Raw genomic sequence first — 22766 nt, forward strand, 5'->3', positions numbered from 1 at the left:
CAAGAATGCTAACTACCGTTAAGTAACCCAATTTTAGTGTCACCGGCGGGCGGAGGCATACGGGCGGGGCACGTGAGCTTGCCGACAGCCGCGGAAGCCGTCTCGGAACAGGTGCTCCGCAGGCCCCGGATATGCTCGGTCCGCACGTCTGTCCGCATCGTTCAGGAGCACCCATGGCCCTCAGGATCACCGTGATCGGCACCGGCTACCTCGGCGCCACCCATGCCGCGGCCATGGCGGAACTCGGCTTCGAAGTCCTCGGGCTCGACGTCGTGCCCGAGAAGGTCGAGATGCTCTCGGCCGGGCGGGTGCCGATGTACGAGCCGGGGCTCGAGGAGATCCTGCAGAAGCACGTCGCGGGCATCGAGGGGTCCACCGGGCGGCTGCGGTTCACCACCTCCTGGGAGGAGGTCGGCGCGTTCGGCGATGTGCACTTCGTCTGCGTGAACACTCCTCAGAAGCACGGCGAGTACGCCTGCGACATGAGTTACGTCGACAGCGCCTTCGCGTCGCTGGCCCCACAGCTGACCCGTCCCGCCCTGGTCGTGGGCAAGTCCACCGTCCCGGTGGGCTCCGCCGCCCGGCTGGCGGCGCGGCTCACCGAGCTGGCCCCGGTGGGTACGGGCGCCGAGCTGGCCTGGAACCCCGAGTTCCTGCGCGAGGGCTTCGCGGTGAAGGACACGCTGCACCCGGACCGGATCGTCGTCGGCGTGGAGAGCGAGCGGGCCGAGAAGCTGCTGCGCGAGGTCTACGCGGGCCCGATCACCGAGGGGTCGCCCTTCGTCGTGACGGACTTCCCCACCGCCGAGCTGGTGAAGACCTCCGCCAACTCCTTCCTCGCGACCAAGATCTCCTTCATCAACGCCATGGCCGAGGTCTGCGAGGCCGCCGACGGCGACGTCGTGAAGCTCGCGGAGGCGATCGGCCACGACGAGCGCATCGGGAAGAAGTTCCTGCGGGCCGGGATCGGCTTCGGCGGGGGCTGCCTGCCCAAGGACATCCGGGCCTTCATGGCGCGCGCCGGTGAGCTGGGCGCGGACCAGGCGCTGACCTTCCTGCGGGAGGTCGACTCCATCAACATGCGCCGGCGCGGTCACATGGTGGAGCTGGCCCGCGAGGCCGTGGGCGGCGGGTCGTTCCTGGGCACGCGCGTCGCAGTGCTGGGCGCCACCTTCAAGCCGGACTCGGACGACGTACGCGACTCCCCGGCCCTGAACGTCGCCGGGCAGATCCACCTCCAGGGCGGCCAGGTCACCGTCTTCGACCCGAAGGGCATGGACAACGCCCGCCGCCTCTTCCCGACGCTCGGTTACGCGGACACGGCGCTGGACGCGGTGCGCGGCGCGGACGTGGTGCTGCACCTGACGGAGTGGCGCGAATTCCGGGAGCTGGACGCGGCGTCGCTGGGTGAGGCCGCGGGGAAGCGGATCATCCTGGACGGCCGCAACGCGCTCGACCCGACCGTGTGGCGCGAAGCCGGGTGGACGTACCGGGCGATGGGCCGCCCGAAGGCCTGACGCGCCAGGGCCGCGGCCGGACGGATCCGACTCAGCCCGCTTCCGTGTCCTGCCGGGCCCGGTACATACGCATCTTGGCGCGGGCTCCGCACACCGACATGGAGCACCAGCGGCGGCGCCCCGCCGGGCTGCGGTCGTAGTACGCCCAACGACAGTCCTCGGCCTCGCACGCCTTGAGCCGTGCCCAGGTGCCGTCGGCCGCGGCCTCGGCGACGGCCGCGGCGACCCGGGCCGTCAGCCCCGGAGACTCGGCGACCGGACGCAGCGCGGCGCCACCGGCGGCGTCCACGGCGACCCGGAGCGGTGCGGCGGCGAGGAGCCGGTCGAGCGGGGGCGCCGCCGAGCCCTCCGGCGGGCGGTGTCCGGCGTGCGTGAGGCAGACCGCGCGCAGCGCCTCGCGCAGTATTCGCGCTTCCGCCACGTCGGCCTCGGTCAGACCGAAGGCCGCGCGCCCTTCCTCCGTACCGAGGGTGTCCGCGCCGGTCTCCACGTCCAGCGTGTTGACCAGGCTCTCCATCAAGGCGAGTCCCCCGGGGGCAGCCGCCTTCTCATTCATGCTTGCGAGGTTACCGCCTTTGCGGGAGCATGCAGTAACCGTTACCTGTTGAGAGCCTGAGCCGGTAACAGGGTGGCGGCGGTCCGCCGCTCCCCGTCGCGGTTCCGATCCGAGAAGGAGACGTCATGACCGTCGCCAAGCTGGGTACCGTCGTCCTGGACTGCCCCGACCCCGTCGCCCTGGCCGGTTTCTACGCCCAGGTGCTCGGCGGCAGGACCGAGGACAGCGGCGAGGGCTGGGTCGACCTGAAGACGGACGACGGCACGGCGCTGGCCTTCCAGGCCGCGCCCGGTCACGTACCGCCGCAGTGGCCGCGGGCCGAGGCCCCGCAGCAGTTCCATCTCGACCTGACGGTGGAGGACCTGGACGCGGCGGAGCGGGAGGTGCTGTCCCTGGGGGCGACGCTGCTGGAGGCGGGCGAGCCGTCACGCGCCTGGCGCGTGTACGCCGACCCCGCGGGGCACCCGTTCTGTCTGTGCGCCTGCTGAGGACCGGTCCACGCAAGCGGCGGGGCGGCAGGGGCCGTGTCAGCCCCCGCCGCCCCGCCGCCCGGTCCGGTCAAGACGTCAGCGCAGCGGCCCGTCCAGCTCGCCGATCGTCGCGTGGGACGGACCGACACGCGCGCTCAGGTCGCGGGACACCGCTTCCGCTTCACGCAGGACCCGCACGGCGTTCTGCCACGTCAGCTTGGCCACGTCGGTGTCCGACCAGCCGCGCGTGAGAAGCTCCGCGATCAGGTACGGGTAGCCCGAGACGTCCTCCAGCTCCAGCGGGAGGAACGCCGTGCCGTCGTAGTCGCCGCCGATGCCGATGTGGTCGATCCCGGCGATCTCGCGCATGTGGTCGAGGTGGTCCGCGATCGTCGCCACCGTGGCCATCGGGCGCGGGTTGAGCGCTTCGAAGTCCGCGTGGATCCGCATGGCGGCCGGAGTCGTGTCCAGGTGGTGCAGGCCGTGTTCCCGCATGTTGCGGTCGGCGGCGAGCGTCCACTCGACGGCCGCCGGCAGGACGAACTTCGGTACGAAGGTCGCCATGGCCAGGCCGCCGTTGGCGGCGAGCATCCGCAGCACGTCGTCGGGGATGTTGCGCGGGTGGTCGCAGACCGCCCGGGACGAGGAGTGCGAGAAGATCACGGGCGCAACGGAGGTGGCGAGCGCGTCACGCATCGTGGTGGCAGCCACGTGCGAGAGGTCGACCAGCATCCCGACGCGGTTCATCTCGCGTACGACCTCACGGCCGAACTCCGACAGGCCGCCGACGCGCGGGGAGTCGGTCGCCGAGTCCGCCCAGTCGGTGTTGTCGTTGTGCGTGAGCGTCATGTAGCGGACGCCCAGGGTGTGCAGCGCCCGCAGGGTGGCGAGGGAGTTGTTGACCGAGTGGCCGCCCTCGGCCCCCATCAGGGAGGCGATACGGCCCTCGGCACGGGCCTTCTCCATGTCGTCGGCGGTCAGTGCGCGCCGCAGGTCGTCCGGGTAGCGGGCCAGCATCTCGCCGACCACGTCGATCTGCTCCAGCGTGGCGCTGACCGCGTCGTCGCCGGTCAGCCGGGTGGAGACGTAGACGGACCAGAACTGCGCGCCGACACCGCCGACGCGCAGCCGCGGGATGTCGGTGTGCAGGATGCCGGTCTGGTCCCGGGAGATGTCGCGGGCGTCGAGGTCGTAGCCGACCTGCTCGCGAAGGGCCCAGGGAAGGTCGTTGTGGCCGTCGACGACGGGGTGGGCGGCCAGGAGGAGGCGGGCCCGGTCGAGATTCCGAGGACTGGTCACGGGGCGCCTACTTCCCGAAGCCGAAGGAGTCCGCACCCTGGGTCTTGGCGCGCAGGCGCTTGCCCTTCTCCGTCGCCTGGTCCTTGAGCTCCTGCTGGAAGTCCTTCATCCGCGTGAGCAGCTCGCCGTCGTGGGCGGCGAGGATACGGGCGGCGAGCAGACCGGCGTTACGGGCGCCGCCGACGGAGACCGTGGCGACGGGGACCCCGGCCGGCATCTGGACGATGGACAGCAGGCTGTCCATTCCGTCGAGGTACTTCAGCGGCACGGGGACGCCGATCACGGGGAGCGGGGTGACGGAGGCGAGCATGCCGGGCAGGTGTGCCGCTCCGCCCGCTCCCGCGATGATCGCCTTCAGGCCGCGGTCCGCCGCCGACTCGCCGTACGCGATCATCTCGTGCGGCATGCGGTGGGCGGAGACGACGTCGACCTCGTAGGGGATCTCGAACTCGCCGAGGGCCTTCGCGGCCGCTTCCATCACGGGCCAGTCGGAGTCGGAACCCATGACGATGCCGATGACGGGGGCGGAACCTGGTGCGGTCATTCGGTGATCGTTCCTCGCAGGTAGTCGGCCGCGTGCCGGGCGCGCTCCCGCACGTCCGCCAGATCGTCGCCGTAGGTGTTGACGTGGCCCACCTTGCGGCCGGGCTTCACGTCCTTGCCGTACATGTGGATCTTGAGCTGCGGGTCACGGGCCATGCAGTGCAGATACGCCTGGTACATGTCCGGGTAGTCGCCGCCGAGGACGTTGGACATGACCGTCCAGGTGGCGCGCGGACGGGGGTCACCGAGCGGGAGGTCGAGGACGGCCCGCACGTGGTTGGCGAACTGCGAGGTGACCGCGCCGTCCTGGGTCCAGTGCCCGGAGTTGTGCGGACGCATCGCGAGCTCGTTGACGAGGATGCCGGGCTCCCCGTCGGGTCCCCGCGTCTCGAAGAGCTCGACCGCGAGGTGGCCCACCACACCGAGTTCGGCGGCGATCCGCAGGGCCAGCTGCTGGGCTTCGCCGGCGAGGCGTTCGTCGAGGTCGGGCGCCGGGGCGATGACGGTGTCGCAGACACCGTCGACCTGGATGGACTCGACGACCGGGTAGGCGACGGCCTGGCCGTGCGGCGAGCGGACGATGTTGGCCGCCAGCTCGCGGGTGAAGTCGACCTTCTCCTCGGCGAGGACGGGGACACCGGCCCGGAAGGGCTCGGCGGCGTCCGCCTCGGAGCGGACCACCCAGACGCCCTTTCCGTCGTAGCCGCCGCGGACCGTCTTGAGGATCACGGGGAAGCCCCCCACCTCGTCGGCGAAGGCGGCGGCGTCGGCCGCGTCCTTCACGATGCGGTGGCGGGGACAGGGCGCGCCGATCTCCGTCAGCCTGGCGCGCATCACCCCCTTGTCCTGGGCGTGCACGAGGGCGTCGGGGCCCGGGCGGACGGGAATTCCGTCCGCCTCCAGAGCCCGCAGGTGCTCGGTCGGCACGTGCTCGTGATCGAAGGTGATCACGTCGCAGCCGCGTGCGAAGGCGCGCAGTGTCTCCAGGTCGCGGTAGTCGCCGACGACGACTTCGCCGACCACCTGGGCGGCCGAATCCTGGGGGGTGTCACTGAGGAGCTTGAATTTCAGGCCGAGGGGAATACCCGCCTCGTGGGTCATTCGGGCGAGCTGGCCGCCGCCGACCATGCCGACTACAGGAAACGTCACCTGTCCAGGGTATCGGGCGTGCGGGGGCTCCCCTCTCCCGCCGGTCCCCGGCAGCTCCCAGGGGCCGGGCTCATCACGTGGTCGGGCAGGCACACGGGCATCGCACGGGAGGGCTGGTTAGCATGGCCGGGTTGACGAAACCGACCGGACGGGGCTGAGCGATCACCATGAGCGAACGGGGCGCACTGCGGACCCGGCTTGAGCTGCTGGCCCGGGAGGTCGCCAAGTTCGGCGCGGTCGGCGCACTCGGGCTGGTCGTCAACATGGTCGTCTCCAACCTGATCTGGCGCACCACGGAGATCCCTGTGGTGAGGGCCGGGCTGATGGGGACGGTCGTCGCCATCCTCTTCAACTACGTCGGCTTCCGTTACTGGACCTACCGGGACCGCGACAAGACCGGCCGGACGCGGGAACTGATGCTGTTCCTGCTGTTCAGCGCCGTCGGCGCGGTGATCGAGACCGGCGTGCTCTACGTGGCGACGTACGGCTTCGGGTGGAACAGCCCGGTCCAGAGCAACGTCTTCAAGATCGTCGGAATCGGCATCGCCACACTGTTCCGCTTCTGGTCGTACCGCACCTGGGTGTTCAGGGCGCTGCCGGCCAAGGAGGCCGTGCTCAGCGCGGAACGGTTTCTGGAACAGCGGCGACCCTCCGACGAGGTAGCGCCCGGCCCTGTGCCCCGCTGACGCCGGGCGCACCGGCCGTACGGATCACCTGAGGCCGGCGATCCCTTCGGCGCACCGGCCGTAGGGATCCCTGACGCCCGTCGGACCCGGCCGTACGTGGCCCCGGGCACTCAGCGCACCGGCCGTACGGATTCCCTGCGGTTCGGCGCGACCCGGCTGAGGAAGAGGGCGAAGACCGGTGGCTGCTGCTGGAGCAGTTCGAGCCGGCCGCCGTCGGCCTCGGCGAGGTCCCTGGCCACGGCGAGTCCGATCCCGGTGGAGTTGCGGCCGCTGATGGTGCGCTCGAAGATCCGCGCCCCGAGGTCGGCGGGGACTCCCGGTCCCTCGTCCGTGACCTCGACGACGACCTGGTTGCCGGTGACGCGGGTACGCAGCGCGACCGTGCCGCCACCGTGCATCAGTGAGTTCTCGATCAGCGCGGCGAGCACCTGGGCGACGGCGCCCGGGGTGCCGACGGCCTCCAGTCCGTGCTTGCCGGAGCAGACGACGGCGCGGCCGGCGCTGCGGTAGGCCGGGCGCCACTCCTCGATCTGCTGCTTGACGACCTCGTCGAGGTCGAAGACGACGGCGGAGCCGGTGCGCGGGTCGCGGGAGTTCGTCAGCAGCCGCTGCACCACGTCCGTGAGCCGCTCGACCTGGGTGAGCGCGATGTTCGCCTCCTCCTTCACCGTCTCCGGGTCGTCGGTGACGGAGATCTCCTCGATCCGCATGGAGAGGGCGGTCAGAGGTGTGCGGAGCTGGTGCGAGGCGTCCGCGGCGAGGCGCCGCTCAGCGGTCAGCATCCGGGCGATCCGCTCGGCCGAGGAGTCCAGGACATCGGCGACCCGGTCCAGCTCCGTCACCCCGTACCGCTTGTGCCGGGGGCGCGGGTCGCCCGATCCGAGGCGTTCGGCGGTCTCGGCGAGGTCGGTGAGCGGGGAGGTCAGCCGGTCGGCCTGGCGTACGGCGAGGAGCACCGCGGAGATGATGGCGAGCAGCGCCACCGCGCCGATGATCAGCAGGGTCCGGCCGACCTCACGGGTCACGGCCGAGCGGGACTCCTCGACGGTGACCTTCTCGCCCTGCTCCCCCGTCTCCGTGGCGCGGGTGACGTCGCTGTCCGTGGGACGCTCGCCGACCTCGATGGGGGACCGCCCGGGGATCTCGACCCGGGCGTAGCGGCTCGGGTCCACCTGCTCGGCGAGGACCTGCGGGGTGATCCGTTCGGCGCCGAGCAGCCGGCTCTCGACGACGCTGATCAGCCGGAAGGCCTCGGCGTCGACGCTCTCCTGGGCGCTGTTGCTGATGGTGCGGGTCTCGACGATGACGAGGGAGACGCCGAAGACGGCGATCACGACGAGCACCACGGCGAGCGTGGAGTTGATCAGTCGACGGCGCATGAGTGTTCTGTACGTCAGCTCTTCTCGAACCGGAAGCCGACGCCCCGGACGGTGGCGATGTAGCGCGGATTGGCCGCGTCGTCGCCGAGCTTCTTGCGGAGCCAGGAGATGTGCATGTCGAGCGTCTTGGTGGAGGACCACCAGGTGGTGTCCCAGACCTCACGCATCAGCTGGTCGCGGGTGACGACCCGGCCGGCGTCCCGCACGAGCACCCGCAGCAGGTCGAACTCCTTGGCGGTGAGCTGGAGTTCCTCGTCCCCCATCCACGCCCGGTGCGACTCGACGTCGATCCTCACGCCGTGCGTGGCGGGCTGCGGCGCCGGCTCCGTGGCGCCGCGGCGCAGGAGGGCCCGGACCCGGGCGAGGAGTTCGGCGAGGCGGAAGGGCTTGGTGACGTAGTCGTCGGCCCCGGCGTCCAGGCCGACCACGGTGTCGACCTCGTCGGCCCGGGCGGTGAGCACCAGGATCGGCACCGCGTGGCCGTCGGCCCGCAGCCGCCTGGCGACCTCCAGGCCGTCCATGCCGGGCAGCCCCAGGTCGAGGACGACCAGGTCGATGCCTCCCTGGAGTCCGGCGTCGAGTGCGGTCGGGCCGTCCTCGCGGACCTCGACCTCGTAACCCTCACGACGCAGGGCGCGGGCCAGTGGCTCCGAGATGGAAGCGTCGTCCTCGGCGAGCAGTACACGGGTCATGCAGTGATGGTAGTCCGCGCGGGCCTGCCGGGGTGAAGCACTGGTCAGGCCCTGCGGGTCAGGGCCACGAATCGGTCATCCTCCTTCGAATATGCGAACGTGGTTCCACGTACACCTGTGATCCATGTCTCAAGTCCTTCCATATCCCCGCGTGTCGTGTCGTATGGTTGCTCGACGCCTGTTGCACCACCGAAGGACCTTTGGGCAGCTTTTCGCGCCAAGGGTCTCTTTTGTGTACGGGTCGGTTCCCGCCGGCCCCGATCAGTGAATGACCTGTGGGCCGGGCCCGGAACGCGAGAACGCGCGCCGGGCGTGGATCCCGGAGCGGTCTGTCCCACGACCCCGCCCCCGAACTCCTCACGGAGCGGGTGGCCGGATCGGATCCCCTCGAGGCGTCAGGGGTGGGGCGCGTCCGCCCGGTGCCGGCCACCCCCCACCGGGCGCGTACGGCTCACGAGGCGGCGCGTCCCGACCAGCAAGGATCGACCATGGCGTCCAGCCTGACGAAGGACTCGGCCAGTACTCCTGGTTCGGAGAAGACCTTCTTCGGCCACCCCCGCGGCCTGGCCACTCTCTTCATGACGGAGATGTGGGAGCGCTTCAGCTACTACGGCATGCGCGCCCTCCTCCCGCTCTACCTGATCGCTCCCAACGGGCTTCACATGAACCCCGCCACGGCCACGGCGATCTACTCGGTCTACCTGTCGCTGGTGTACCTGCTCGCCATGCCCGGCGGCTGGTTCGGCGACCGCGTCTGGGGCCCCCGCAAGACCGTCGCCATCGCGGGCGGCGTCATCATGCTCGGCCACCTGACGCTGGCGCTGCCCGCCGAGGGCACCTTCTTCGCCGGGCTCGGCCTGGTGGCCATCGGCTCCGGTCTGCTGAAGTCGAACATCTCGACGATGGTCGGCCACCTCTACGACGGCCCGGACGACCCGCGCCGTGACGGTGGCTTCACGATCTTCTACATGGGCATCAACATGGGTGCCTTCGCGGCGCCTCTGGTGATCGGCACCGTGGGCGAGAACGTCAACTGGCACCTCGGCTTCGCCCTGGCGGCGGTCGGCATGGGACTCGGCGTCGTCCAGTTCCTGCTCGGCACCCGCCACCTGAACGAGCGCAGCCTCGTCGTGCCGAAGCCGCTCTCCGCCGACGAGCGCGCGTCCACGCTGCGCAAGTCGATGATCTGGCTGGGCATCGCGGCCGTCTTCTACATCGGCACCGTCGTCACCGGCGTCTACACGCTGAACTGGCTGCTGGTCCCGATCACGATCGCCGGCCTGGTCATCCCGGTCATGGTCCTGACGCGCATCAAGCGCGACAAGGAGCTCAGCGAGACCGAGCAGAAGAAGATGTCCGGCTACATCTGGTTCTTCGTGGCCGCCGCCATCTTCTGGATGATCTACGACCAGGGCGGTTCGACCCTGGCGATCTTCGCCGACTCCTCGGCGGAGAACTCGGTCCTCGGCTGGAACTTCCCGGTCTCCTGGTACCAGTCGGTCAACCCGGTCCTGATCATGGCGCTGGCCCCGGTCTTCGCCGCCTTCTGGATGGCGCTGAACCGGCGGGGCAAGGAGCCGAGCACGGTCGTGAAGTTCAGCTCCGGCCTGGTGCTGGTCGGTGCGTCGTTCTTCCTCTTCCTGGCGCCGCTGACCATCGCGGGCGACGGCCACAAGGCCGCCGCGATGTGGCTGGTCGCGATCTACTTCGTCCAGACGGTCGGCGAGCTGACGCTGTCCCCGGTCGGCCTGTCGGTCACCACGAAGATGGCCCCGGCCAAGTACGCCAGCCAGATGATGGGTGTCTGGTTCCTGGCCGTGACCGCCGGTGACTGCACCACGGGCCTGCTGTCCCTCGCGGGTGTCGAGCTCAACGGCACCGGGGTGGTGGCACTCCAGGCCGCGCTCGCGGTCGCCGCGGGTGTCGCGATCTTCATGTACCGCGGCAAGGTCAAGACGCTCATGGGCAACGTCCGCTGACACGGACGCCGCCTCCACGACTCAGGCCCCGCACCGGTGACCGGTGCGGGGCCTGAGTCGTACGCGTGGAGGGACGTGCGCGGAGCCGAAGGCTACGCGGGCGCCGCGAGCTCCGCCCAGACGGTCTTGCCGGGCTGCTCGGGCGTACGCGACACACCCCAGTCGAGGCAGAGCCGCTGCACGATGAACATGCCGTGCCCGCCGGGACGCCCCGCGCGGTGCGGGGTACGCGGCGCCGGCTGTCCCGCACCGCCGTCGACGACCTCAACCCGGAGCTTCTTGGACAGGAGGGCGATCCGGAGCTCCTCGGGTCCGTCCGCGTGCAGGCAGGCGTTCGTGACGAGCTCGGAGACGACCAGCAGGACGTCCTCTGCCGCCGCCCGCCGGTCGGCGCCCGACGCGGGCAGCCAGCCCCAGTCGTGGAGTGCCTGCCGGGCGAAGTCGCGGGCCGTCGGCACGATGCCGCTGGCCTCTCTCAGCGAGAGCGTGCGCCACTGCCGTTCAGCGGGCACGGCAGGGGCGGGGCCCGTACCGTCCGGCTCGCGGCCGAGGTCGCCCGGCGGATGCTGCCGGGTGGTGCCCATCAGCGCTTCACCTCACCGATTCACCGTGTGTTGCCATCGAACAGATATTGATCAGATACAGAGCGTGAGGGCTTCACGACCTCGACGGGGTGTCTCCTGCCCGGCGGATCGGTGACGACACCCACTTCGTTCACGCCATGAGCGTGACTCGCGCGATAGACGGGGTCCCGGGGCTTCGGATGCGCCCGGGAGACGCCGCTGTCAGCTGTTCAGCGCCTCGTCGAGCGAGGCGTGGACGGTGAAGACCGCCTCCGCCCCCGTGATCTCGAAGACGCGCGCCACCACGGGCTGCATTCCGGCCAGGTGAACCCCGCCGCCCGCGGCCTCCGCCCTCAGGCGGGCACCGAGCAGCACGTTGAGCCCGGTGGAATCACAGAAGTCGAGTCGCGAGCAGTCGACCACCAGGCGTGTACGCCCTTCGTCGACCGCGCTCTCCAGAGGCTCGCGCAGCAGATCTGCGGTGTGGTGATCCAGCTCACCCACCGGCGTCACGACTTCACTTCGGCCCTCGGTCCGGACGTCGACCTGAAGCCGACCCCGGTTCGCGCTGCCGACCGTCCCGCGGTCCATGCCCGTCCCTCTTCGCCGTCCGTCACTACCCGCGCCCCTGGTGTGCGCGGCATCATCGTGGCTACCCCCGACGTGGATGAAACATTACGCGTTTCCCTCGCCACACGGTAGTCGAAGAACTCCACAAACCGGACATACAGGCCGATTTGGCGCTTGTAACTCGTGGCTGGAAGCGGGTAAGGGTAGAAGAGACATCTGCACCAGGAATTGCGATCGGCTTCGGAGGCGCCGCTTCACCGCAGGAACACTTATGGGCATCGGCAGCCATATGCCGAGAACGATGGAGGAGAACCATGTCACCCCGGCTCGACGTATCGCGTACCCACATCGCGACGTCGGCATGTCCTCAGGGACCGACCGATTCCGACTCCGCTGCCGCGATCGCCGTACCCGGCCCGCGCACCAGCACCGGCACCACCACCGACCCGACCTCCGACGACCACCTTCCGAGCGAGGGGTTCGAGGGTCTCGAAGAACTCCCCGAGATCCCTCCCTACGCCGAGGTCGGCGCGGTGGACGCCAGGGCCCTGTCGAAGACGCTCTTCGCGCGGCTCGAAGCCCTCGACGAGGGCACCCACGAGTACGCGTACGTCCGCAACACGCTCGTCGAGCTCAATCTGGCCCTGGTCAAGTTCGCCGCCGCGCGGTTCCGCTCACGCAGCGAGCCCATGGAGGACATCGTCCAGGTCGGCACCATCGGCCTGATCAAGGCGATCGACCGCTTCGAGCTCAGCCGGGGCGTGGAGTTCCCGACGTTCGCGATGCCCACCATCGTCGGCGAGATCAAGCGCTTCTTCCGTGACACCAGCTGGTCCGTCCGCGTCCCGCGCAGGCTGCAGGAGCTTCGGCTGGACCTCGCCAAGGCGGGTGACGAGCTGGCCCAGAAGCTGGACCGCGCGCCCACCGTCGTCGAACTCGCCGAGCGCCTCGGCCTCAGCAGGGACGAGGTCGTCGAGGGCATGGCCGCGAGCAACGCGTACACCGCGAGCTCGCTGGACGCCAAGCCCGAGGACCACGGCGACGGCGGCGAGGCCGCCCTCGCGGACCGCCTCGGCTACGAGGACCACGGCATCGAGGGCATCGAGTACGTCGAGTCCCTCAAGCCGCTCATCGCCTCGCTCCCCCTGCGCGACCGCACGATCCTCTCCATGCGCTTCGTCTCCAACATGACGCAGTCGGAGATCGGCGAGGAGCTCGGCATCTCGCAGATGCACGTGTCCCGGCTCCTGTCCCGGACTCTGGTCAAGCTCAGGAAGGGCCTGACCGTGGAGGAGTGACCCGGCGTCACCGGCATTCCCGGTACCCCCTTGCGGAAGGACCTGCCCAGGCCGACGGGCGGGTCCTTCCGCGTTGCCGACCTGTCACACGGCCCTCCTCCCGCCCCGCCACACCGCGCCGACGAGCGGGACTCCGGGCCGGTAGGCGAGGTGGACGTGGCTCGGCGCGTCGAGGATCACCAGGTCGGCGCGGGCACCGGGGGTGATGCGTCCGATGTCGGAGCGGCGCAGCGCGGCGGCACCTCCGGCGGTGGCGGACCACACCGCTTCGTCGGGCGTCATGCCCATGTCCCGTACGGCGAGGGCGATGCAGAAAGGCATGGAGGAGGTGAAGGAGGAGCCCGGGTTGCAGTCCGTGGACAGCGCCACCGTGGCGCCCGCGCCCAGGAGCCGGCGGGCGTCGGGCCAGGCCGCGCGGGTGGAGAACTCGGCGCCGGGAAGGAGGGTGGCGACGGTGCGGCCCTGGCCGAGCGCGTCGAGGTCGGCGTCGTCGAGGTGCGTGCAGTGGTCGGCGGACGCCGCGTCCAGCTCGACGGCGAGCCGGACCCCGGGGCCGTGGCCGAGCTGGTTGGCGTGGACGCGGGGGTGCAGGCCCCTGGCCAGACCCGCGGTGAGGACCGTGCGCGCCTGGTCCTCGTCGAAGGCCCCCCGCTCGCAGAAGACGTCGATCCAACGCGCGTACGGGGCACAGGCGTCGAGCATCGGCCCCGTGACGAGGTCCACGTAGGCGGAGGGGTCGTCGGCATGCTCGGGGGACACGATGTGGGCGCCTAGGAAGGTGACCTCGTCGGTGTGCCGGGCGGCGATGCGCAGGGACCGTGCCTCGTCCTCGACGGTGAGGCCGTAGCCGGACTTGGTCTCGAAGGTGGTGGTGCCCTGCCGGAGCGCCTCGGCCAGATAGCGGGCGACGTTGGCGGAGAGCTCCTCGTCGGAGGCGGCCCGGGTGGCGGCCACGGTCGTGCGGATGCCGCCTGCGGAGTAAGGGCGTCCGGACATACGGGCGTTGAACTCGGCGGTGCGGTCACCCGCGAACACCAGGTGGGAGTGGGAGTCCACGAAGCCGGGGATCACGGCGCGGCCGCCCGCGTCGACGGCGTTGTCGGTGGCGGGTGCTCTGCCGGATTCACCGGTCCAGACGACGTGGTCGCCCTCGATGACGACGGCCGCGTCCCGGATCAGGCCCAGGGGGGTCCCGTCGCCGAGGGAGGGGTCGTTGGTGACCAGGTTCGCGATGTGGGTGATGGCGGTCGTGGCTGTCGTCGTCATCCGAGCACAGCTTTCGTCGGGTTCGCCCGGCTGGACTGCCGGGGGTGTCGGCCGGGGGTCTTCGTCCGGCGAGGGGAGACGGCCGGGTCTCCGGGGCGTGGCCGGGCAGGGGTTCCGGTGCCGGGTCCCGCCGGCCGCTCAGCCCTGCAGGGCGGCGACGGCCGAGGCGAGCGCTCCGGGCACGTCCTCGATCCGGGTGTGCCGGCCGTCCCGGACGATGTGCCGGCCCGCCACCACGGTGTGCCGCACATCGGCTGCGGTGGCGGCGAACACGGCCGCTTCGGCTGCCAGCCGCGGCACCGGCCCGGCCGTTCTGACCGAGTCCAGCGCGACGGTGGCGAGATCGGCGGGCGCGCCCGGCTCGAGCACGCCCGCGTCCGGCCGGCCGAGCGCGGCGTGGCCCTGGGCGGAAGCGGCCCTGAGCAGGGCCCCCGCCGTCCAGTGACCGCGCACATGGGTGCGCAGGCGTTCGTTGAGCTCCATCGCCCGGGCCTCCTCGAAGAGGTCGATCACGGCGTGGCTGTCGCTGCCCAGCGAGAGGGGGGAACCCGCGCCCTGCAGCGCGGTGGCGGGCCCGATGCCGTCGGCGAGGTCGCGTTCGGTGGTGGGGCACATGCAGGTACCCGTCCGGGAGGAGCCGAGCAGTTCGATGTCCTCGGCCGTGAGGTGTGTGTTGTGGATGCCGGTGGTGTGCGGGCCGAGCACCCCGTGGTCGGCGAGGAGCCGGGCGGGGGTGCGGCCGTGGGCGGCGAGGCAGGCGTCGTTCTCCGCGGTCTGCTCGGAGAGGTGCACGTGGAGCGGGGCGGTCCGCTCCCGGGCCCACCGCGCGACGGTGGAGAGCTGCCCGGCCGGGACGGCGCGGACGGAATGGATCGCGGCGCCGATCACCACCAGGTCGCCGTCGCCCTTGAGGCGGGAGGCGCGCTCGGCCCAGGCGTCCGCGGTGGTGTCGGAGAAGCGCAGCTGGTGCCGGCTCGGCTTCTCCCCGAACCCGGCGGCCAGATAGGCGGTGTCGAGCAGGGTGATGCGGATGCCGGCCTCGGCCGCGGCGGCGATGAGTGCCTCGCCCATGGCGTTCGGGTCGTCGTAGGGAGTACCGCCGGGCGCGTGGTGCAGGTAGTGGAATTCGCCCACCGCCGTGATGCCCGCCAGTGCCATCTCGGCGTACGTGGCGCGCGCCAGGTCGTAGTAGGTGTCGGGGGTGAGACGGGCGGCCGTCCGGTACATCAGCTCGCGCCATGTCCAGAAGGTGCCGGAGCCCACCTGGACAGTGGAGCGCAGCGCGCGGTGGAAGGCGTGCGAGTGGGTGTTGGCCAGTCCGGGGACGGTCAGCCCGTGCAGCGCGGTGGCGCCGGGCGGCGGCGCGTCGATGCCCGTCCGGACACCGGCGATGCGCCCGCCGGCCACGTCCAGGAGGACGCCCGGCTCGACGTGGGTGCCGAGCCAGGCGTGCGACATCCAGTAGGTCGCGGTGACCGGTGTGCCCGTCGGTTGCGTCGTCAGCTGCACGCGAGACCTTCCAGTACGTCGGCGAGTGCCCTCACCCCGGCCACGCAGTCGTCCTCGGCGGCGTGCTCGGCGGGTGAGTGCGAGATCCCGGTGGGGTTCCGTACGAACAGCATGGCGGTCGGCACGGAAGCGGACAAAATACCCGCGTCGTGTCCTGCCCCCGTGCCGAGCAGGGGCACGGTGCGCCCGCCACGGTCAGCGCCGCCACCGCCCCGCTCCTCCAGCATCAGGCGGATCTCGTCCCGCAGTGCGTGCTGGAAGTCCACCACCGGTGTGAACGACTCGCGTACGACGTCGATATCGATACCGGCCCGCTCGGCGTGCTCCCGCGCGGCCCGCTCGACACCGCTCACGACGGCGTCGAGAGCGGCCTGGTCGGGTGCCCGGGAGTCGAGCCAGCCCCGCACGAGGGAGGGGATCGCGTTGACCCCGTTCGGCTCGACGGCGATCTTGCCGAAGGTCGCGAGGCCTCCGGCGAGCTCCGCCTCACGACGGGCCGCGAGCACGGTCTCGGCGTAGGTGAGCATCGGGTCCCGCCGGTCGGCCAGCCGCGTGGTGCCGGCGTGGTTGGCCTCGCCCCGGAAATCGAACCGCCACCGGCCGTGCGGCCAGATGGCCGAGGCGACCCCGACCGGGTCACCGCTCAGGTCGAGGGCGCGCCCCTGCTCCACATGGAGCTCGACGAACGCACCGATCCGGGCGAGGCGTTCGGGATCCGGCCCGATGGCGTCGGGGTCGTGTCCCGCGGCCTCCATGGCCTGCGGCAGCGAGACGCCGTCCGCGTCGCGGAGCCGGTGCGCGTCCTCGACGCCCAGTCGGCCCGCGGCGAGCCGCGAGCCGACGCAGGCGAGCCCGAAGCGCGCCCCCTCCTCGTCCCCGAAGTTGACGATGGCGAAGGGCTTGTCGAACTCCGCTCCCCTGCGGCGGAGTTCGTCGAGGGCCGCGAAGGAGGACACCACACCGAGCGGACCGTCGAAGGCGCCACCGTCGGGCACGGAGTCGAGATGGGAGCCGGTGACCACGGCGTCCCCGGCAAGCGGATCGCCCAGCCAGGCCCACTGGTTGCCGTTGCGGTCGGTCTCGTGGACGAGCCCGCGCGTCTCGGCCTGGGCGCGGAACCACTCCCGGCACTCCTGGTCGGCACCGGTCCAGGCGTACCGGCGGTAGCCGCCGCTGCCCGCGTCACGGCCGAGCGGTCCGAGGCCGCGCCACATCGCGTCGAAGGACTCGGTCTCGCCGGGCCGGCGCGAGGCATCCGCTCCCCTGCCCGACACGGACGTGCCCGGACCGTCGTCCACCGCGCCGGTCAACGGACTTCGTCCTCCGCCATCGGGACCCGCACGCCCTTGTCCGAGGCGACGGACTCCGCGATGTCGTAACCCGCGTCCACATGCCGGATCACGCCCATCCCGGGGTCGTTCGTCAGCACCCGCCGGATCTTCTCCCCCGCGAGCGCCGTGCCGTCCGCGACCGAGACCTGCCCCGCGTGGATCGAACGCCCCATTCCGACACCGCCCCCGTGGTGCAGCGACACCCAGGACGCGCCCGAGGCCACGTTGACCATGGCGTTGAGCAGCGGCCAGTCCGCGATCGCGTCCGAGCCGTCCAGCATGGCCTCGGTCTCGCGGTAGGGCGAGGCGACCGACCCGCAGTCCAGGTGGTCACGCCCGATGGCCAGGGGCGCGGCGAGCTCCCCGCTCGCCACCATGTCGTTGAACCGCTCACCGGCCCGGTCGCGTTCGCCGTAGCCGAGCCAGCAGATCCGGGCCGGCAGCCCCTGGAAGTGGACCCGCTCCCCCGCCATCCTGATCCAGCGGTGCAGCGATTCGTTCTCGGGAAAGAGATCGAGCAGGGCCTTGTCCGTCTTGTGGATGTCCGAGGCCTCGCCCGACAGAGCCGCCCACCGGAAGGGGCCCTTGCCCTCACAGAAGAGCGGCCGGATGTAGGCGGGCACGAAGCCCGGGAAGTCGAACGCCCGCGCGTATCCGGCGAGCTGGGCCTCGCCCCGGATCGAGTTGCCGTAGTCGAAGACCTCGGCCCCCGCGTCCATGAAGCCGACCATCGCCTCGACGTGCGCGGCCATCGACTCGCGGGCGCGCAGGGTGAAGTCGGCGGGCTTCTCGGCCGCGTAGGAGGCCATGTCGTCGAAGTCGACGCCGACGGGCAGATAGGCGAGAGGGTCGTGGGCGCTGGTCTGGTCGGTGACGATGTCGACGGGTGCGCCCTCGGCGAGCATCCGGGGCAGCAGCTCCGCGGCGTTGCCGAGCAGGCCGATGGAGAGCGGGCGCCGCGCGTCGCGGGCCTCGACCGCCAACTGGAGCGCGTGTTCGAGGGAGTCGGCCCGCACGTCCAGGAAGCGGTGCTCGATCCGGCGCTCGATGGCGCGCGGGTCGCAGTCGACGCAGAGGGCGACGCCGTCGTTCATCGTGACGGCCAGCGGCTGGGCGCCGCCCATGCCGCCGAGCCCGGCCGTCAGCGTGATGGTCCCCGCCAGTGTCCCGCCGAACCGCTTCGCGGCGACCGCGGCGAAGGTCTCGTAGGTGCCCTGGAGGATGCCCTGGGTCCCGATGTAGATCCAGGAACCCGCGGTCATCTGCCCGTACATGGTGAGCCCGAGGGCCTCCAGGCGGCGGAACTCCTCCCAGTTCGCCCAGTCGCCGACCAGGTTGGAGTTGGCGATCAGGACGCGCGGCGCCCATTCGTGGGTCTGCATGACGCCGACCGGCCGCCCGGACTGGACGAGCATCGTCTCGTCCTGCTTGAGCGTCCGGAGGGTGCGGACCATGGCGTCGAAGGACCGCCAGTCGCGGGCGGCCTTGCCCGTGCCGCCGTAGACGACGAGTTTGTCGGGGTGTTCGGCGACCTCGGGGTCGAGGTTGTTCTGCAGCATGCGGAGGGCGGCTTCCTGCTGCCATCCCAGGGCGCTCAGTTCCGTACCGCGCGGTGCCCGTACGGGGCGGGGTCCTGACATGGGGGATGCCTCCTCGCGTCTGTGACTCTCCTATTCACATCCTGGACGCCTGAATACTCCTAGTCAACAGGCTCGCCCGGGTCCGGCCCCGGGCGAGCCGTCGGCCGACGACCGCAAGCGGCTCCGCGGCGGACGAGGACGGGCAGGAGACGGCCGTGGACGGACGGCCGCCGGACATGTTCCGGCCCGTTCCGCGCACCCACCTGCCGCCCTTTACACGGCCGGCCGCATGTACCTGTGGAAAATGCCAGAACTCCCACCAGGCGCGCACACGTTGCGTAGCCTCTCCATTACATCCGTACACCACGTCGGGAGGGGAGTCCGAGTTGCCCGGAATCGACGAGTGCCTGGTCGAGGTCATGAGGCTGCCCGGTGCCCGGGGTGCCGCAGTCGTCGACTGGACCAGCGGTCTCGCGCTCGGCACCATCGGCGAGTCGCCCAACGGCGATCACGAGGCGACTGCCGCCGAGACGGCGGAGGTGGCGAGGATGGCCGCCGAACAACCCGTGTTCGCCCAGGCGGACGCGCCCACCGGCGCACCGGGCCCACCCGCCCCGGCCGTCGAGGACGTCATCGTCACCACAGCTCCCGGGTACCACATCCTCCGCTTCGTCCGGACGGACTTCGACAGCAGCGTCTTCCTCCACCTCTGGCTGGACCGCGCGGAAGGCAACCTCGCCCTGGCACGCATACGGCTCGGCGAGATGGCGGAGCGGCTGGTCCTGGCATGAGCCCCTCCGTCACCGCCCGGCCCGGCTTACCCGAACAGGCGACGCCCTCACCGATGTTGCAGCGGCTCGCGGCGGAGCGCGCGACCGGCGCGCTGATGCGCGACCGCGGCACCCTGTATCTGGCCGACGGCCAGGTCGTCCACGCGGAGAGCCCCGCGACCCCCGGGATCGACGTCCTGCTCACCACGGGCGGGGCCCTGCGCTCCGAGGGCTGGTGGGACGCGGTCGCCCAGGCGGGTGCCGGACAGCGGGTCGGCCGTTACCTCGTGGACAGCGGCCGGGTCCCCGGCGGCGCGCTGGAGCTCTGTCACCTGGGCGCCTTGTACGACGCGGCCTTCTTCGCACTGGCCCCCACGCACACACCGGCCCGCTTCCGCTACGGGGTCTCGCACTGGATCGGCCCCGTCCGGCCCGTGCCCGTCCACTCCGTCCAGCGCGAGACGCTCCGGCGCCGGGAGCTCCTGGACCGGATCTGGCCGGACGCGCTCACCGACAGCGCGCCGCTCGCCCCCACCACCCACCGGGTGGACGCCCCGGTCCCCCCACGCCAGCGCCGTGTCCTGGATCTGGTGAACGGCGAGCGCACGGCGACGGACATCGCCCAGGAGCTGGGCCGCTCGGCCTTCCACACCCTGGTCGACCTGCGCCGGCTGACCGCCGCCGGACTGGTCGAAGCGGTCCGCCCGGCAGCCGCCGGGTCCGCGTCGGCGTCCGGGCGGAGCCGCATCGCACTGCCCGAGGTCACGGCCGACCCCGACGTCGACCTGTTGCGCCGGCTCAGAGACGCATTGGAGGCACTGTGATACGCGCGCTCAGACAGCGTGCCGGGAGGAGACAGCTGATGGTGCCCGAGGCAGAGGTACAGGATGTCCTCGACGAGCTCCAGCGGTTACGCGCCCGGGTTCCGCTCCTGACCGGCGCACTGGCCGCCAGCACCGACGGCCTGGTCGTCGCCCACGACACCCCGGGGATCGAAGCCGAGGGAGTAGCCGCGCTGACAGCCGCCGCGCTCGGTGTCTCCATCCGAATGGCCGACGCCACCGGACGAGGGGACTTCCGTGAACTCCTGATCCGCGGCGAGAACGGCTACATCGCCACCTACGCGGCGGGCTCCTCCGCCGTCCTCACACTGCTCGCCGAGGACCGGATCAACGTGGGCCGCCTCCACCTCGAAGGACGTCGCGCGGGCGCACGCATCGGCGAAGTGGTCGATGCCGCACAGACCGACGCCGACCGCCCCGTGCCGCCGCCACGCACGCCGCAGTCCCGGGCCCTGCCCCGCCGCACCACACCGGATCCCACGTGACACCCGCATCCGGCGACGCGTCCGCCACGAGCGGACAGCGCACCGGCCGGCAGCGCACCACCCAGCAACGGACGACCCAGCAACGGACCGGCCACCGGGCCGGCCAGGGAAAGGAAACGAGCACTATGGGCAACACCGAAACGTCACTGAAGAACGCGATGGCGTCGATCGAGGGCACCGTCGGTGTCGCACTCGTCGACTACACCAGCGGCATGGCTCTGGGCACGCTCGGCGGAGGCAAGGAGTTCAACCTGGAGGTCGCGGCGGCCGGCAACACCGACGTCGTCCGGGCGAAGCTCCGGACCATGGAGCATCTCGGCATCAAGGACGAGATCGAGGACATCCTGATCACCCTCGGCACCCAGTACCACCTGATCAGGCTGCTCAAGACCCGTGGCGGCAACGGCCTGTTCCTCTACCTCGTACTGGACGGCGGCAGAGCCAACCTCGCGATGGCGCGCCACCAGCTGCGGAAGATCGAAGCGGAGCTGGAGGTCTGACCCGGAGTGCTCACCGGCGGTGACGCCGCGCCCGACGGGTGCGGCGTCCCGCCATGGGGCCGGTGGTCCGGCATGCCCACCCGCTTGCCCGTGGGCCGGCCCGCTCCACCCGCTCGGCAGGGCCCGGCCCGGACGTCCTCCAGGCCACCACGACCGCTGCTACTCGACGAACAGCCCCCGCGCGGCGGCCCTCGCGTCGAACTCCTCGAGCCGGGCCTGCGCCTCGGGCAGTCCGTCGCACATGGCCTCCAGCAGCGCCCGCCCCAGCAGCATCGGCGCACACGCGGTGTCGAAGGCCAGCCCGGTCCCCACCGCGGCCGGGATCAGCAGATCGCTGTGGGCCGCCACCGGGGCGAACGCCGAGTCGGCCACGGTCACGACAATCAGCCCCTGCTCCCGCGCGTATGCCAGCGCGTCCACGGCCTCACGCGGGTGCCGCGGCAGTGCGAAGCACATCAGGGCACTCGCGCCCGCCCGCCTGGCAGCGTCGATGCGGTCGTGCAGCATGCTGCCGCCCTCGTCGACGACCCTTACGTCCGGGTGCACCTTGGCCGCGAAGTACCCGAACCCCCGGGCCTGCGAGGACGCGGCCCGCAGCCCGAGGACGAGCAGGGGCCTGGACCCGGCGAGCAGCCGTCCGGCCCGCTCCACCGGGGACGGGTCGGCGAGCAGTTCGGACAGCTGCCGCAGATTCTCGATCTCGGCCCGCACCGCCTGCTGGTACTCGTTGAGACTGTCCTCCACGCCGCCCCCGCCGGCCGCTCCGGCAGGCGTCACCTCCCGCAGGTGTCTGCGCAGCGCGGGGTACCCGTCGAAGCCGAGCGCCACGGCGAAGCGGGTGACGGACGGCTGGCTGACCCCGGCCAGCTCGGCCAGCTCCACACTCGACAGGAACGGGGCGTCGGCGGCCCGCCGCACCATGGAGTGGGCGATCCGCCGCTGGGTGGGCGTGAGCCGCCGCCCCTCGAAGAGCCGCTGCAACCGCGCAGCCGGGCTGCTCCCGCTCATGCTGTCCCCTCCAGGGATCCGTCAGATCTGTCGGACCGGTCCGTCACCGAGGAATCCATTCAGCCAGTCGGCGGTCTGCATGTCCATATACAGCCCACGGTCCGGACACGGCCGCCGCCGGCGTGCCGGGCGGGCTCCTCGCATTGCGGGACCGCGCTCCCCTGCCGACCCTGGGATCATGATCCCAGCCAATACGAGAGGGCCGGGCGGCGTCATCGTCCGCTACGGCGACACCGATGCCGCGCACGTGCTGAGCGTCTACGCCGATCTGCGGTGCCCCTACTGCAAGCGCATGGAGCTGGGCCTCGGAGCCGTGATGGAGCGCGCCGCCGACGAGGGCAGATTCGCCGTGGACCACCATTTCGGCACGTTCATCGACGACTCCTCGGGCGGCAGCGGCTCCCTGGAGGCGCTGGCCGCGCTGGGAGCCGCAGCCGACGAGGGGCAGAAGCCGTTCATGCTCTTCCTGCGGGCGCTGTACGCCGATCAGCCCAGCGAGGACGTCGACGCCTTCGCCGACCGGGACTTCCTGCTCCGGCTGGCCGGCGAGGTCGAGGCGCTGCACACCGACGCCTTCCGGCAGAAGGTCATGGAGCGCACCTATCTGCCCTGGGCGGCACAGGTGGCGGCGGCGTTCGAAGCGAGCGGTGTGCGGTCCACGCCCACGGTCCTCATCGACCGGGCCCCGGTCCCCGTCATCAACTCCCTGGGATACGCGGTCACGCCCGAGGCGTTCCTCGCCGAGGTGACTGCCGGGTGAGGGCCCGGTGAGCG

At 71.4% G+C, this 22766-nt stretch carries 23 protein-coding genes; 10 read left to right on the plus strand and 13 right to left on the minus strand.

The annotated features are described in order from the left end of the window. Positions 1-173 precede the first annotated feature (173 nt). Positions 174-1517 carry a UDP-glucose dehydrogenase family protein gene (locus JOC24_RS25845; RefSeq protein ID WP_205022795.1) on the plus strand — a complete coding sequence of 448 codons (1344 nt, stop codon included), beginning with the start codon at positions 174-176 and terminating at the stop codon, positions 1515-1517. A gap of 31 nt (positions 1518-1548) precedes the next feature. Here the strand turns inward: JOC24_RS25845 and JOC24_RS25850 are convergent, their stop codons facing one another. Next, positions 1549-2073: a CGNR zinc finger domain-containing protein gene (locus tag JOC24_RS25850; RefSeq protein ID WP_205022796.1), complete on the minus strand. Its 525-nt coding sequence runs from the start codon at positions 2071-2073 to the stop codon at positions 1549-1551. 125 nt (positions 2074-2198) lie between these two features. Here JOC24_RS25850 and JOC24_RS25855 point away from each other — a divergent pair, with 125 nt between their 5' ends. After that, positions 2199-2561: a VOC family protein gene (locus tag JOC24_RS25855; RefSeq protein ID WP_205022797.1), complete on the plus strand. Its 363-nt coding sequence runs from the start codon at positions 2199-2201 to the stop codon at positions 2559-2561. A 78-nt stretch (positions 2562-2639) separates the two neighbouring features. Here JOC24_RS25855 and JOC24_RS25860 read toward each other — a convergent pair whose 3' ends face one another. Genes JOC24_RS25860 through JOC24_RS25870 form a run of 3 tightly spaced genes read right to left on the minus strand, consistent with a single transcriptional unit; the run spans position 2640 to position 5534 of the window. Further along, complete coding sequence (locus JOC24_RS25860; RefSeq protein ID WP_205022798.1) at positions 2640-3842, minus strand: dipeptidase; 1203 nt, start codon at positions 3840-3842, stop codon at positions 2640-2642. A 7-nt stretch (positions 3843-3849) separates the two neighbouring features. Then, positions 3850-4386, minus strand: coding sequence for a 5-(carboxyamino)imidazole ribonucleotide mutase (gene purE, locus JOC24_RS25865; RefSeq protein ID WP_205022799.1), 537 nt, complete (start codon positions 4384-4386; stop codon positions 3850-3852). After that, a complete protein-coding gene (locus JOC24_RS25870) occupies positions 4383-5534 on the minus strand; it encodes a 5-(carboxyamino)imidazole ribonucleotide synthase (protein WP_205022800.1) in 1152 nt (383 codons plus the stop codon). Before JOC24_RS25870 ends, purE begins: the two co-directional genes overlap by 4 nt. A 167-nt stretch (positions 5535-5701) precedes the next feature. On the opposite strand from JOC24_RS25870, the gene JOC24_RS25875 reads away from it, so the two are divergent. Then, positions 5702-6220: a GtrA family protein gene (locus JOC24_RS25875; RefSeq protein WP_205022801.1), complete on the plus strand. Its 519-nt coding sequence runs from the start codon at positions 5702-5704 to the stop codon at positions 6218-6220. A 110-nt stretch (positions 6221-6330) separates the two neighbouring features. Here the strand turns inward: JOC24_RS25875 and JOC24_RS25880 are convergent, their stop codons facing one another. Both JOC24_RS25880 and JOC24_RS25885 read right to left on the minus strand, forming a co-directional pair. After that, the gene (locus JOC24_RS25880; RefSeq protein WP_205022802.1) at positions 6331-7599 is read right to left on the minus strand and encodes an ATP-binding protein; all 1269 of its coding nucleotides are present in this window, start codon (positions 7597-7599) and stop codon (positions 6331-6333) included. Positions 7600-7613: 14 nt separating this feature from the next. Then, positions 7614-8291 carry a response regulator transcription factor gene (locus JOC24_RS25885; protein WP_099177243.1) on the minus strand — a complete coding sequence of 226 codons (678 nt, stop codon included), beginning with the start codon at positions 8289-8291 and terminating at the stop codon, positions 7614-7616. A 488-nt stretch (positions 8292-8779) separates the two neighbouring features. On the opposite strand from JOC24_RS25885, the gene JOC24_RS25890 reads away from it, so the two are divergent. Then, a complete protein-coding gene (locus tag JOC24_RS25890) occupies positions 8780-10270 on the plus strand; it encodes an oligopeptide:H+ symporter (protein ID WP_205022803.1) in 1491 nt (496 codons plus the stop codon). Positions 10271-10362: 92 nt separating this feature from the next. Here the strand turns inward: JOC24_RS25890 and JOC24_RS25895 are convergent, their stop codons facing one another. Together JOC24_RS25895 and JOC24_RS25900 are read right to left on the minus strand one after the other, a co-directional pair. Beyond that, positions 10363-10854: an ATP-binding protein gene (locus JOC24_RS25895; RefSeq protein WP_205022804.1), complete on the minus strand. Its 492-nt coding sequence runs from the start codon at positions 10852-10854 to the stop codon at positions 10363-10365. Positions 10855-11055: 201 nt separating this feature from the next. After that, entirely contained in the window at positions 11056-11424 is a 369-nt protein-coding gene (locus JOC24_RS25900; RefSeq protein ID WP_205022805.1) for an STAS domain-containing protein, read from the minus strand. 293 nt (positions 11425-11717) lie between these two features. Between JOC24_RS25900 and JOC24_RS25905 the strand changes: the two genes are divergently transcribed. After that, on the plus strand, positions 11718-12701 hold the full coding sequence (locus JOC24_RS25905) for an RNA polymerase sigma factor SigF (protein ID WP_205022806.1): 984 nt from the start codon (positions 11718-11720) through the stop codon (positions 12699-12701). Positions 12702-12785: 84 nt separating this feature from the next. Here the strand turns inward: JOC24_RS25905 and hutI are convergent, their stop codons facing one another. From hutI to hutU, 4 genes are all read right to left on the minus strand, one after another. Beyond that, positions 12786-13967, minus strand: a complete 1182-nt coding sequence (hutI, locus tag JOC24_RS25910; protein WP_205022807.1) for an imidazolonepropionase — start codon at positions 13965-13967, stop codon at positions 12786-12788. Between the two features lie 138 nt (positions 13968-14105). Next, positions 14106-15476 (minus strand): formimidoylglutamate deiminase, encoded by a 1371-nt coding sequence (locus JOC24_RS25915; protein ID WP_205022808.1) that lies wholly within the window; start codon positions 15474-15476, stop codon positions 14106-14108. Next, positions 15467-16690, minus strand: coding sequence for an allantoate amidohydrolase (locus JOC24_RS25920; protein WP_205022890.1), 1224 nt, complete (start codon positions 16688-16690; stop codon positions 15467-15469). The genes JOC24_RS25915 and JOC24_RS25920 overlap by 10 nt, the downstream gene beginning before the upstream one ends. A 92-nt stretch (positions 16691-16782) precedes the next feature. Then, positions 16783-18447: a urocanate hydratase gene (gene hutU, locus JOC24_RS25925; RefSeq protein ID WP_205022809.1), complete on the minus strand. Its 1665-nt coding sequence runs from the start codon at positions 18445-18447 to the stop codon at positions 16783-16785. Positions 18448-18773: 326 nt separating this feature from the next. Between hutU and JOC24_RS25930 the strand changes: the two genes are divergently transcribed. From JOC24_RS25930 to JOC24_RS25945, 4 genes are all read left to right on the plus strand, one after another. Further along, positions 18774-19178, plus strand: a complete 405-nt coding sequence (locus tag JOC24_RS25930) for a hypothetical protein (protein WP_205022810.1) — start codon at positions 18774-18776, stop codon at positions 19176-19178. After that, the gene (locus tag JOC24_RS25935; protein WP_205022811.1) at positions 19175-19981 is read left to right on the plus strand and encodes a helix-turn-helix domain-containing protein; all 807 of its coding nucleotides are present in this window, start codon (positions 19175-19177) and stop codon (positions 19979-19981) included. The genes JOC24_RS25930 and JOC24_RS25935 overlap by 4 nt, the downstream gene beginning before the upstream one ends. Before the next feature lie 38 nt (positions 19982-20019). After that, on the plus strand, positions 20020-20484 hold the full coding sequence (locus JOC24_RS25940; RefSeq protein ID WP_205022812.1) for a roadblock/LC7 domain-containing protein: 465 nt from the start codon (positions 20020-20022) through the stop codon (positions 20482-20484). A 125-nt stretch (positions 20485-20609) separates the two neighbouring features. Next, on the plus strand, positions 20610-20984 hold the full coding sequence (locus JOC24_RS25945) for a hypothetical protein (protein WP_205022813.1): 375 nt from the start codon (positions 20610-20612) through the stop codon (positions 20982-20984). A gap of 159 nt (positions 20985-21143) precedes the next feature. On the opposite strand, the gene JOC24_RS25950 is transcribed toward JOC24_RS25945, so the two are convergent. After that, on the minus strand, positions 21144-21992 hold the full coding sequence (locus JOC24_RS25950; RefSeq protein WP_205022814.1) for a MurR/RpiR family transcriptional regulator: 849 nt from the start codon (positions 21990-21992) through the stop codon (positions 21144-21146). A gap of 178 nt (positions 21993-22170) precedes the next feature. On the opposite strand from JOC24_RS25950, the gene JOC24_RS25955 reads away from it, so the two are divergent. After that, positions 22171-22752, plus strand: coding sequence for a thioredoxin domain-containing protein (locus JOC24_RS25955; protein ID WP_205022815.1), 582 nt, complete (start codon positions 22171-22173; stop codon positions 22750-22752). Positions 22753-22766 lie beyond the last annotated feature (14 nt).

The sequence above is a fragment of the Streptomyces sp. HB132 genome (genome assembly GCF_016909575.1).
Taxonomy (GTDB): Bacteria; Actinomycetota; Actinomycetes; order Streptomycetales; family Streptomycetaceae; genus Streptomyces.

Bases quoted from the DNA above. Each gene is read 5' to 3' on its own strand.
- JOC24_RS25945 (WP_205022813.1), top strand. From the start codon at position 20,610: ATGGGCAACACCGAAACGTCACTGAAGAACGCGATGGCGTCGATCGAG.
- purE (WP_205022799.1), bottom strand. From the start codon at position 4,386: ATGACCGCACCAGGTTCCGCCCCCGTCATCGGCATCGTCATGGGTTCC.
- hutU (WP_205022809.1), bottom strand. From the start codon at position 18,447: ATGTCAGGACCCCGCCCCGTACGGGCACCGCGCGGTACGGAACTGAGC.
- JOC24_RS25850 (WP_205022796.1), bottom strand. From the start codon at position 2,073: ATGAATGAGAAGGCGGCTGCCCCCGGGGGACTCGCCTTGATGGAGAGC.
- JOC24_RS25895 (WP_205022804.1), bottom strand. From the start codon at position 10,854: ATGGGCACCACCCGGCAGCATCCGCCGGGCGACCTCGGCCGCGAGCCG.
- JOC24_RS25885 (WP_099177243.1), bottom strand. From the start codon at position 8,291: ATGACCCGTGTACTGCTCGCCGAGGACGACGCTTCCATCTCGGAGCCA.
- hutI (WP_205022807.1), bottom strand. From the start codon at position 13,967: ATGACGACGACAGCCACGACCGCCATCACCCACATCGCGAACCTGGTC.
- JOC24_RS25900 (WP_205022805.1), bottom strand. From the start codon at position 11,424: ATGGACCGCGGGACGGTCGGCAGCGCGAACCGGGGTCGGCTTCAGGTC.
- JOC24_RS25950 (WP_205022814.1), bottom strand. From the start codon at position 21,992: ATGAGCGGGAGCAGCCCGGCTGCGCGGTTGCAGCGGCTCTTCGAGGGG.
- JOC24_RS25955 (WP_205022815.1), top strand. From the start codon at position 22,171: ATGATCCCAGCCAATACGAGAGGGCCGGGCGGCGTCATCGTCCGCTAC.
- JOC24_RS25905 (WP_205022806.1), top strand. From the start codon at position 11,718: ATGTCACCCCGGCTCGACGTATCGCGTACCCACATCGCGACGTCGGCA.
- JOC24_RS25855 (WP_205022797.1), top strand. From the start codon at position 2,199: ATGACCGTCGCCAAGCTGGGTACCGTCGTCCTGGACTGCCCCGACCCC.
- JOC24_RS25875 (WP_205022801.1), top strand. From the start codon at position 5,702: ATGAGCGAACGGGGCGCACTGCGGACCCGGCTTGAGCTGCTGGCCCGG.
- JOC24_RS25935 (WP_205022811.1), top strand. From the start codon at position 19,175: ATGAGCCCCTCCGTCACCGCCCGGCCCGGCTTACCCGAACAGGCGACG.
- JOC24_RS25880 (WP_205022802.1), bottom strand. From the start codon at position 7,599: ATGCGCCGTCGACTGATCAACTCCACGCTCGCCGTGGTGCTCGTCGTG.
- JOC24_RS25920 (WP_205022890.1), bottom strand. From the start codon at position 16,690: ATGTGGCGCGGCCTCGGACCGCTCGGCCGTGACGCGGGCAGCGGCGGC.
- JOC24_RS25845 (WP_205022795.1), top strand. From the start codon at position 174: ATGGCCCTCAGGATCACCGTGATCGGCACCGGCTACCTCGGCGCCACC.
- JOC24_RS25890 (WP_205022803.1), top strand. From the start codon at position 8,780: ATGGCGTCCAGCCTGACGAAGGACTCGGCCAGTACTCCTGGTTCGGAG.
- JOC24_RS25940 (WP_205022812.1), top strand. From the start codon at position 20,020: ATGGTGCCCGAGGCAGAGGTACAGGATGTCCTCGACGAGCTCCAGCGG.